Annotated in this window: 9 protein-coding genes; 5 read left to right on the top strand and 4 right to left on the bottom strand. The window is 68.0% G+C overall.

Annotated features, from left to right (window positions below; translation table 11 throughout):
• On the top strand, positions 1 to 885 hold an 885-nt coding region (locus tag VGX25_RS24485; RefSeq protein WP_326920236.1), incomplete at its 5' end, for an ABC transporter substrate-binding protein.
• Between the two features lie 34 nt (positions 886 to 919).
• Positions 920 to 1,732 carry a dimethylarginine dimethylaminohydrolase family protein gene (locus VGX25_RS24480; protein WP_326920235.1) on the top strand — a complete coding sequence of 271 codons (813 nt, stop codon included), beginning with the start codon at positions 920 to 922 and terminating at the stop codon, positions 1,730 to 1,732.
• A 22-nt stretch (positions 1,733 to 1,754) separates the two neighbouring features.
• On the opposite strand, the gene VGX25_RS24475 is transcribed toward VGX25_RS24480, so the two are convergent.
• Positions 1,755 to 2,996 carry an MFS transporter gene (locus tag VGX25_RS24475; RefSeq protein ID WP_326920237.1) on the bottom strand — a complete coding sequence of 414 codons (1,242 nt, stop codon included), beginning with the start codon at positions 2,994 to 2,996 and terminating at the stop codon, positions 1,755 to 1,757.
• Between the two features lie 101 nt (positions 2,997 to 3,097).
• Here VGX25_RS24475 and VGX25_RS24470 point away from each other — a divergent pair, with 101 nt between their 5' ends.
• From VGX25_RS24470 to VGX25_RS24460, 3 genes are all read left to right on the top strand, one after another.
• The gene (locus tag VGX25_RS24470; protein WP_326920234.1) at positions 3,098 to 4,072 is read left to right on the top strand and encodes a GlxA family transcriptional regulator; all 975 of its coding nucleotides are present in this window, start codon (positions 3,098 to 3,100) and stop codon (positions 4,070 to 4,072) included.
• A 195-nt stretch (positions 4,073 to 4,267) separates the two neighbouring features.
• Complete coding sequence (locus VGX25_RS24465; RefSeq protein WP_326920233.1) at positions 4,268 to 4,603, top strand: hypothetical protein; 336 nt, start codon at positions 4,268 to 4,270, stop codon at positions 4,601 to 4,603.
• A complete protein-coding gene (locus VGX25_RS24460; protein WP_326920232.1) occupies positions 4,593 to 5,174 on the top strand; it encodes a carboxymuconolactone decarboxylase family protein in 582 nt (193 codons plus the stop codon). The genes VGX25_RS24465 and VGX25_RS24460 overlap by 11 nt, the downstream gene beginning before the upstream one ends.
• 147 nt (positions 5,175 to 5,321) lie before the next feature.
• On the opposite strand, the gene VGX25_RS24455 is transcribed toward VGX25_RS24460, so the two are convergent.
• The 3 genes from VGX25_RS24455 to VGX25_RS24445 form a co-directional block, all read right to left on the bottom strand.
• Positions 5,322 to 6,167 (bottom strand): recombinase zinc beta ribbon domain-containing protein, encoded by an 846-nt coding sequence (locus VGX25_RS24455; RefSeq protein WP_326920231.1) that lies wholly within the window; start codon positions 6,165 to 6,167, stop codon positions 5,322 to 5,324.
• A 44-nt stretch (positions 6,168 to 6,211) separates the two neighbouring features.
• Entirely contained in the window at positions 6,212 to 7,144 is a 933-nt protein-coding gene (locus tag VGX25_RS24450; protein WP_326920230.1) for a recombinase family protein, read from the bottom strand.
• Positions 7,145 to 7,276: 132 nt separating this feature from the next.
• Positions 7,277 to 8,032, bottom strand: a complete 756-nt coding sequence (locus tag VGX25_RS24445) for a replication-relaxation family protein (protein WP_326920229.1) — start codon at positions 8,030 to 8,032, stop codon at positions 7,277 to 7,279.
• Between the last annotated feature and the right edge of the window lie 197 nt (positions 8,033 to 8,229).

The following is an 8,229-nucleotide window of genomic DNA, read 5'->3' as shown; positions in this document are numbered from 1 at the left end:
ATCTACACCAGCCTGGAAGACGCCTACTACGACGTGATGGCGGACAAGCTCGACTACCTCGACGTCACCCCGTTCTGGGCGCTGGAAGGCGACCGGTACCTGGAGGACCTGCCGAACCGCACCCACGATCGGACCTACCTCGGGATTCAGACCATCTCGTTCCCGCTCTACGACTCGCGCTACGCCGACCCGCGGGTGCGGCAGGCGATCTCCATGGCGATCGACCGGGTCAAGCTGATCGACAAGATCTTCCAGGGCCACCAGGTGCCGGCCGACGGCCTGGTCCCGCCGGCCGTCTCGGGCCGCGCCGAGAACCAGGGCGGCGAGTTGTGCACCTACTCCCCGGTGCGGGCCAAGGAGCTGCTCGACATGTCCGGGTTCCGGGGCGACATCGAGCTGACGTCCAACGTCGACTCGCCGAACCAGCCGTGGATGGAGGAAGTCTGCGCCTCGATCACCGAGACGCTCGGCCTGCGCTGCCGCTTCGTGCCGATCCCCACGCTCGGGGAGTTCCGCCGCAAGCTGAACGCCCAGGAGATCACCGCCCTGTTCCGCTCCGGTTGGATCGCCGACTACCCGTCGATCGAAAACTTCCTCAGCCCGATGTTCCGGACCGGCGCCTCGGACAACGTCGGCAAGTACAGCAATCCCGTCGTCGACGCCCTGCTGTCGGCCGCGGACACCGCACCGACCAGCGAGCGGGCCTGGGACCTCTACCAGCAGGCGGAGCGGGCGATCCTGCGCGACATGCCGACCATCCCGATCTGGTACCAGAGCACGCTGTCGGCCTGGTCGACGCGGCTGCGGAACGTCCAGCCCAACCCGTTCCGCGAGCTCGACCTGTACAGCGTCACCGTGGCGGAGCCGGACGACACCTCGGGCTGACGCTCCCGCAGCCGCACGCCAAGGGGAATGCACGGTGAACAGCGAATTGCTGGTGTCCGACGCGGCCCACTTCCGGGTCGACTACGAGATCAACCCGTACATGCACACCGAGGTTCAGCCCGATCCGGCGGCGGCGGTCACCGAGCACCGGGCGATCGTGGCGGCGCACCTCGCGGCCGGTCGCACGGTCGAGTACCTGCCGTCCGCACCGGAGTGCCCGGACATGGTGTTCACCGCCAACGCCGCCGTGGTCCGCGGTGACCGGGCCGTCCTCGGCAGCCCGCCACCCGAACGAAAGGCCGAGGTGCCGTACTTCCAGGAGTGGCTGACCGGACACGGGTACGAGGTCGTCGAGGCGCCGTACGCCTTCAGCGGCCAGGGCGATGCGCTGGCGCTCGGCGATCTGCTGCTGGCGGGATACGGCCAGCGCACCGACCGGCGGATGCACGCGGTGCTGAGCCGGGAGCTCGGCTACGAGGTGGTGCCGCTGCGCACCGTGAGCCCGCGCTGGTACGACCTCGATCTGGCCGTCGCGGTCGTCGGCAACCCGGACACGCTCGCCTACTGCCCACAGGCCCTTGACGCGCCCAGCCGCCTGCGCCTGCGCCAGCTCGGGCTCGACCTGATCGAGGTGTCGGTCGACGAGGCGGAGCGGTTCGCGTTGAACCTGATCAGCGACGGCACCACCGTGACCATGACCCGGGGCGCCCCGCGACTTGCCGGCGCGCTGCGCGATCGTGGCCTGCGGGTGATCGAGCTCGACACGACCGAGCTGGCCAAGGGCGGTGGTGGGATCCGCTGCACCGCCCTGACCCTGGACAACCCGCTCGCGCGGAGGCCGTCCTGACCTTGTGCCTCCGGCCGGGGATTTAGACGGACGCGGGGGCTTCGGGACGGCTTTCGACCGTGGCGCGCTTGATCCGCATGGACAGCAGCGCCGCGCCGACGCTGAGGAAGCCGGCGACGTACCAGGCGGGCGCGTAGTCGCCGAAGCTGTCGCGGGCAATGCCGGCCACGGTGGCGGCGATGGCCGCGCCGATCTGATGCGAGGCGAAGACCCAGCCGAACACGATCGGCGCGGACATCCCGTAGTGCTCCCGGCACAGGGCGACGGTCGGCGGCACGGTGGCGATGAAGTCCATGCCGTAGAAGATGACGAACACGATCATGAACCCGGTGACCGATTCGTCGAACAGCTGCGGCAGGACCAGCAGCGACAGGCCGCGCAACGTGTAGTAGACGGCCAGCAGGATTCGTGAGTCGACGCGGTCGGTCAGCCAACCGGACAGGATCGTGCCGACGAGGTCGAAGATGCCGATCATGGCGAGCAGGCTCGCGGCGGTGACGCTTGGCATGCCGTGGTCGTGGGCGGAGGGGATGAAGTGGGTGAAGACCAGGCCGTTGGTGGTGGCGCCGCACAGCGCGAAGCCGCTCGCAAGGAACCAGAACGGCTTGGTGCGGGCGGCGCTCTTCAGCGTGTCCAGGGCCAGCCGCGCGGCGTTGCCGGAAACGGGCGGTGGGGGCACGACCTCGTCCGCGCCGTACGGCGGAATCCCGAGATCGGCGGGGTATTCGCGGAAGAACAGCAGCACCATGGGCACCGTGATGAACGCGACCAGGGACACCACGATCGCGGCGGTCCGCCACCCGCCCGACGACTCGGTCAGCGCCGCCACCAGCGGCAGGAACACCAGCGAACCGGTCGCACCGCCGGCCGAGAGGAGCCCGGTGACCAGGCCTTGGCGCTTGACGAACCAGCGGGTGCCTATGGTCGCAACGAATCCCAGCGAGATCGAACCGGCGCCGAGGCCTACCAGCACGCCCCAGAGGATCACGAGCTGCCATGCCGCCGTCATGAACACGGTCAACCCGCTGCCCAGCGCGATCAGCGCCATTGCGCCGGCCGTCACCATGCGCACGCCGAAGCGTTCCATCAGGGCGGCGGCCAACGGCGCGGTGATGCCGTACAGTGCGAGGTTGATCGACATGGCGAAGCCGATGGTGCCGGTCGACCACCCGAACTCGTGTTGCAGCGGTTCCACCAGCGCGCCAGGGGTAGACCGGAACCCCGCCGCACCAACGAGTGCGACGAAACCGATGCCCGCGATCATCCATGGCCAGACGTGTTTGTTGCGAATCACCCGGCAAGAGTGCTCGATGCGCCACGGTTCCGGGAAGTGGCTCTAAGGCCATGCTGTGCAAGAATCGGGCCATGACCCGACCCCACCTGGTTGCCGTGCTCGCGCTGGACGAGGTGGTCGCGTTCGACCTCGGCACGCCGACGCAGGTCTTCCATGCGGCCCGTGATCAGCAGGACCGACGGCTTTACCAGGTGCGGATGTGCACTCCCGGCGGTCGCCCGGTGCGCAGCTCGGCGGGATTCACCGTCACCCCCGAGCACGGTCTGGAGCTGCTGGCGGAGGCGGACACGGTCCTCGTCGCCGGCGTGTACTACGGCGCGCAGGTGCTCACGGACGGCACGCTGGACGTGCCGGTGCGGGACGCTCTGCGGGCGGCGGCGCACCGGGGCGCGCGGGTCATGTCGACCTGCACGGGCGCGTTCGTGCTGGCCGCGGCCGGTCTGCTGGACGGCCGCCGGGCCACGACGCACTGGTCCCATGCGGACAACTTCCGCCAGCTGTTTCCGAACGTCGACCTCGACCCGGACGTGCTGTTCGTCGACGAGGGCCAGATCCTCACCTCGGCGGGTGTCGGCGCGGGCGTCGACCTGTGCCTGCAGGTCGTGCGCGACGACCACGGCAGCGGGATCGCGAACATGGCCGCACGACGGTGCGTCGTGCCGCCATGGCGGCCGGGCGGGCAGTCGCAATACATCGTGCGTCCGATCCCGGAGGTGACCGACACCTCCACCGCCGCGGCCCGCGCGTGGGCACTTGAACACCTGCACGAGCCGCTGCACCTCCGCGCGCTGGCCGCGCGAGCCCGGATGAGCGTGCGCACGTTCACCCGCCGGTTCCGCGAGGAGACCGGGCTGAGCCCGGGGAAGTGGATCACGCAGCAGCGCGTCGAGCGTGCCCGCCACCTGTTGGAGACCACGGACCTCGCCATCGACCAGGTGGCCCGCCACTCCGGCTTCGGCACCGGTGCGGCGCTGCGGCAACAGATGAGCGCGACGCTGGGCGTCGCCCCCAGCGCCTACCGCACCACGTTCCGGTCGGCAGGCTAAAAGTTGGGTCGGTCAGCAGGCCAGGCTGGAACGGTACGAGGCGACGCTCCTAGCGCGGGCGAGGATCAGCGGTCGAATCCTGGTAGCGGGCCGTCGCCCATTCACGCTCTTTCGGCTGCGTGTCGTGTTCGGCGGCGCGCCGATCGTCTTATCCATGAGAGCACAGCCCAACTGCACAAGGAGGTGGAGGGCGCCGTGCCGGATGAGGACAAGAAGCGAGCAGCGCACCGAGCCCTGGTGGATCGCGTGCTGAACGGGGAGGGCAGGGCGGCCGCGGAGCAGCGAGCGCGTGCCTTCAGCAACGACGGCCTCGCCCCGCCGTTGGACGTGCTGATCGGCAAGGTCGCCGACCGGCCGGCGCGGGTCACCGCGGAGGATCTGGCTGCGGCGAAGGCGTCGGGCTGCACCGAGGACCAGCTGTTCGAGCTGGTGGTATGCGCCGCGGTCGGCAAGTCGACCCGGCTGTACGAAGCCGGGCTGGCCGCCCTGGCCGAAGCGACCGCCGGGGGGAGGCCGGATCATGCGGCTTGACATCCTCAACCACGGTTACGGCCCCGGAACCAAGCTGCTCTTCGCGCTCATCCGGCTGTTCTCCGGGCACCCGGTTCCGGACGCCGCCAAGCTGGTCTTCTATCGGCCCGATTTCTACGGCGCCCTGGCCAAGGCGTTCACTCACGAGGCGATGCGCGGGCCGTCGGCCTGGTCGGTAGGCGACCGGGAGCTGATGGCGGCCTACGTGTCCAAGGCGAACGAGTCCGCGTTCTGCGTCGGCGCGCACACCGCGACCGCACGGCGGGCGTACCAGGACGGGCCACGGGTCGCGGCGGTGCTGGCCGACCTGGAATCGGCCCCCGTCGACGAGCCGCTGCGAGCAACGCTGCGGATGCTCGGCAAGCTGACCCGGGAGGGAAAGGTCGGCGCCGAGGACATGCGGGAGGTGCTGGCCGCCGGCGTCTCACCCCAGCAGGTCGAGGACGCGCTGGCGGTCTGCGCCGCCTTCAACACGACCAACCGGCTCGCCGACGCCTTCGGGTTCGAGCTGCTCAGCCCCGAGGCCTTCGAGGCCGGAGCCAAATACCTGCTCAAGCGGGGTTACCGGTAGCCCGCGCCACACGAGCCGCGATCGCGCACGAATTCGTCCGCACCAAGGCGAGGCGACGAGGGCGCGGCGCCGCCGGTTGAGGTGTGCGGCGTCCCGCAGGTGCGGTGGCCCGTTCACGGGGTGCTAACTTGGCGACTTCGCCTGGCATCAGATGCCTTCAACCGGGGTCGATAGCCTGGGGCAGCCGAGACAACAACTGTGCTGGGAAAGCCCCTGACCGTCAGGCGGATCTCGGTGCACCGGAGCGGTCGCAGGTTCGAGTCCTGCTGCGCCCACCAGAGCGGTCTTACTTGAACCCTGGCCCGCAAGAGCCAGGTCAAGTAGGTCCGCTCCGGTTAGTTTCGACCATGCAGCCTCGTCCTCTCGGGCGGGGCTGCTGGTGTCTGAGGCGGCGGGCACCCTGGTGCGGTGCGCGGCGTGAGCCTGGACAAGATCCCGGACGGACTGGCTGAGTTCGTGCCCAGTGATGTCGTCGGCGTCGACGTAGAGGCGGGTGAAGATCAGCTTGTTCATGGCGCGCTTCAGGCTGGTGCCGGCGCGGTCGTAGGCCTCTTGAGGGTTGCGCAGCAAGGCGAGGGCGGTGAGCAGGAACTCTCGACCGACCTCCAGCCGGCTACCGGTGTCATCTAGCTGGGCTTGGATCTGGTCGCGTTCGGCTTGGATGCCATCGAGCTTGCGTTGGAGTTTGGCCTTGGGCCAGCCTGGCTCGCCGACGAGGTCGAGGTACTGGTCTTCCTTGGTGTCCAACTCGCGGAGGCGGGTGGTCAGGCGCTTCTTGAGGGCGCTGAGGTTGCCGAGTTCGTCGAGCGCAGCATCCTCGATCATCGCTCGGATTCGGGAGCTGTACCCCTCGCTGATGGTGACGGTGGCGTAGTGGCGGGTGACTGCCTGCTCAAGCTTCTCGACGCGCAGATATGGCCGGTCGCACTGGTGGTCTTGGCGGCCCCGGCACAGGAAGTAGAAGTATGTGCCGCCGTTGCCCTTGCCGCGCATAATGATCAGCCGCTTGCGGCACCTCCCGCACCACAAAAGCCCCTTCAAGAAATGGTGTGAACCCGCTCGCGTGTCCCGCCTCCACCATGGAGTGCCAGGACGCGCTGTACGCGGTCGAACAGGTCCGGTGTGACGAGTGGGTCGTGCCAGCCCTTGTACTCCTCGCCGTCGTACTCGATCACGCCCATGTAGTAACGGTCAGCCAGGATGCTGTAGAAGCGGGGGAGGGACAGCGGTTTCGGCGGAGTCCGGCGATTGCCGCGAGTCCGCAGGCCGGCGGCGTTCAGTTGGTCGAGGACGGCCTGGGCGGTGTACTGGCCGGTGCTGTACAGCTCGAAACCTTGGCGCAGAAGCGGCGCCCGCTCTGGGTCGAGGGTAGCTATGGCGACCTTGCGGCCGTCGATCTCGATGCGCTCGTTGAGGTATCCGAGCGGCGCGGTGGCGATGGTGCCCCCGTTCTTGGCTTTCTGGCCCATCTTGTACTGGATATCCGCGCCGTCACTCTCCATGCGGTACTCGTCGATGGCGCTCATGATGGTCTCGATCATGTTGCTTTCCCGCGTGTCGCCGAGATCCATGATGGTGGAGACAATGCGCACGCCGAGCTTGCGGAGATCCCTGCGGGTTAGCACCGAGTCGATGGTGTTCCGAAAGATCCGGCTGAAGTGGTAGACGATGATGTAGTCCACGTCTCCCTGGGCCTTGATGCGGGCGATCATCTCCTGGAACACCGGTCGCTTCTCGATGGAGGTGGCGCTGCGGCCTGGCTCGACGTAGGTGTCCACCACCTCCACGCCCAGTTCGGCTGCCTTGCGCTCGCAGGCCTCCCGTTGGGCCGGGATGGAGATCCCTTCGGGGTTGTAGTCGGTGTTGACCTGGCTCGGTGTCGACACCCGCAGGTAGAACACCGCTCGCCGCATGCCGCCGCCAGCTGCACCCATCTCCCGTACTCGCTTCGTTAATGTCCCTTTGTTCATTGTCTCCGCTCCTCTCGGTCTAAGTCGATAAGCGCTTCATGTAGCCGTTTTCCCGTCTTTTCGTGTGTATTTCATTTTATCCAATGAACCGCGAAAATGGAGGTCCTAAATCCGCAATTCTTTCGTTTGGCGTCATTCCCGCAAGACTAAATACATTTTTTGTGCAGCCTCGCCGCTGGTCACAATCGTGATGAGCCCGGCCGCTTCAGGTAGCCGGCGGACCATGGCTCGGATGGCGTCTCGTCGGCATTCGGTGCTGGTGGCGACGAGAACCCAGGGCGTCACGTCCCCGGGGTCGCGCTCGCCTCGGCGCTGGAAGTCCAGGTAGGTCTGGAGCTTGGCCCGTACGGTCGGCAGGCTCTCGGTCGCCAGATCTACTTCGATCCACCAGTGGTCGCGGGCTCCGGGCTTTCCCAGTACGGCGTAGGCGTCGGGCTTGAGTCGTCCGCCTTTGCCGTCCGGCCAGTGGGCCGCCGGTTCAGCCTTGAAGGTGACCAGCTCAAGCCCCGTGGTGCGGGCCTGTTCGACCAGTTGGGTGTACAGCTCGGCCACGGCCAGCAGGTGCCGCAGGCTCCGTACGCCGGGTGGTCCCGGTCGCCGTACTCGTATCGGGGCGCCTGCGGCCAGTTGATCGCCAGCCAGTAGCCGCTGACCGATCGTGTCCAGCGCGTAGACCTGAGCGGTGCTGCCGCGTTCCTGTCCGCCGATGCGTCGCCCGATCGGCGCCAGCACCCGCCAGCGCACCAGCCGGCCGACGGCCCGCGACCGGGTGGCTGTGCGGCTGCGGCCTGTGGCGACACTGGCAAAACACAGTCGCTCCAGCTGTTCGCCGCTGGCGATCCTTACGCGGTTGACCTCCCGGACGATCTGCCAGTCGCGGTCGGTCAACCGCTCCTGTACCCACTCCACATCGGTGCGCCGAAGGCGCCGATGTGGAGTGGGTCGGTGAGCTTGCCCCCGTAGCCCGGACACCTGACCTGAGGTGACCACCGGTCACTAGGAAGGATGTCCCGGTGCCTGCACCACACCCGCCTGAGTTTCGTCAGCGTGCCGTCGAGCTTGCCCGCCAGGGCGACAAACGGGTC

This window comes from Actinophytocola sp., from assembly GCF_035942955.1.
Lineage (GTDB): Bacteria > Actinomycetota > Actinomycetes > Mycobacteriales > Pseudonocardiaceae > DASYTH01.
The sequence above is the reverse complement of the archived record's forward strand: the minus strand, read 5'-3'. Positions and strand labels throughout refer to the sequence as shown.